The 1234-nt window shown below is 42.9% G+C and carries 2 protein-coding genes; one reads left to right on the top strand and one right to left on the bottom strand.

Going from position 1 to position 1234, the window contains the following annotated elements; all coding sequences use genetic code 11:
• Positions 1-250: 250 nt before the first annotated feature.
• On the bottom strand, positions 251-424 hold the full coding sequence (locus tag F6K37_RS43240) for a hypothetical protein (protein ID WP_287257321.1): 174 nt from the start codon (positions 422-424) through the stop codon (positions 251-253).
• On the opposite strand from F6K37_RS43240, the gene F6K37_RS43245 reads away from it, so the two are divergent.
• The gene (locus F6K37_RS43245; RefSeq protein ID WP_287257322.1) at positions 423-1010 is read left to right on the top strand and encodes an IS607 family transposase; all 588 of its coding nucleotides are present in this window, start codon (positions 423-425) and stop codon (positions 1008-1010) included. The two genes, F6K37_RS43240 and F6K37_RS43245, sit on opposite strands and share 2 nt — an antisense overlap.
• The last annotated feature ends 224 nt before the right edge of the window (positions 1011-1234 follow it).

Below are 1234 nucleotides of genomic sequence, written 5' to 3' on the forward strand. Positions count from 1 at the left end.
GCAAGACGTTTAGGCATTGTTTCTGACAAATTAGCATCCTTGAGTAGGAAATAACCAATGTTCCCTTAATTTGTATCCATATTTAGACATTTATTACATTAAAGGGATATAATAAAAGGTAAACTAGATACAAAGTCAGCAGTCAGCAGTCAGGGGTCAGCCGTCAGCTTATTTTATTCAAAAGCACCATCTGTAGCGTGGCACAGGCTTCTATAGGGTGGAACAGGCTTCTAGCCTGTGACGACCTAACTCATAAGCTGAAAGCTGAAAGCTGTTCGCGTAGCGTGCGCGTAGCGCTAATCGCTGTTCGCTGATCACTGATCACTGAAAGCTGAAAGCTGTTCGCGTAGCGTGCGCGTAGCGCTAATCGCTGTTCGCTGATAGCTGAATAAACTAGATTCAAATAAGGTGATAAATCCAACATGTCAGGGTTAACCATTAGTATTGGAGAAGCAGCCAGTGAGCTAGGGGTCTCAGTTAAAACCTTAAGGAGGTGGGCAGATGCAGGAAAGATTAGGTCAAAACGGTCTCCTAGTGGTCATAGGCGATTTTATGTAGCTGATATCAAACACATTACACCACGAAATGTCGGTCAGATCGATGATCGGATAACCATTAACTATGCCCGTGTTTCAGATCTAGACCAAAAAGAAGATTTAGTCAAGCAAATCAAGATTTTAGAGTCTTTTAGTACTGCTAATGGTTGGCAGTATGAGACAATTCAAGATTCAGGTGCCGGAATCAATTCCCAAAATAAAGGCTTACAGAAACTGCTCAAGCGAATCATGCAGGGGAATGTTGGCAGAGTTGTAATTACTCACAAAGATAGGCTGCTTAGAGTTAGTGCTGAATTAGTATTTGCGATGTGTCAAGAATTCAATACAGAAGTAATAATTATCAACAAATCATCAGAAGACATCAGCGTTGAACAAGAATTAGTCAAAGACATCATGGAGCTGATCACAATCTTTTCAGAAAAACTCCATAGTGCTAAGAGTTCCAAAACGTAAGCTATTAGCTTTCAGCGAACAGCGATTAGCGCTACGCGCACGCTACGCGAACAGCTTTCAGCTTTCAGTGATCAGTTATTTAATGAAAGAGATAAGCATTCGAATAATGCTGAGTTAAGTCCCAGCGTCGTTCGCACAGCGTGGCCAAACGCGCACGCGTGGCCGTTCGCGTAGCGTGGCCAAAAGGCCAAAAGGCCAAGGCCAAAGCCTGTTCCACAAAGCTG

Origin of the sequence: Moorena sp. SIO4E2 (genome assembly GCF_010671945.1) — a bacterium.
GTDB lineage: Bacteria > Cyanobacteriota > Cyanobacteriia > Cyanobacteriales > Coleofasciculaceae > Moorena > Moorena producens.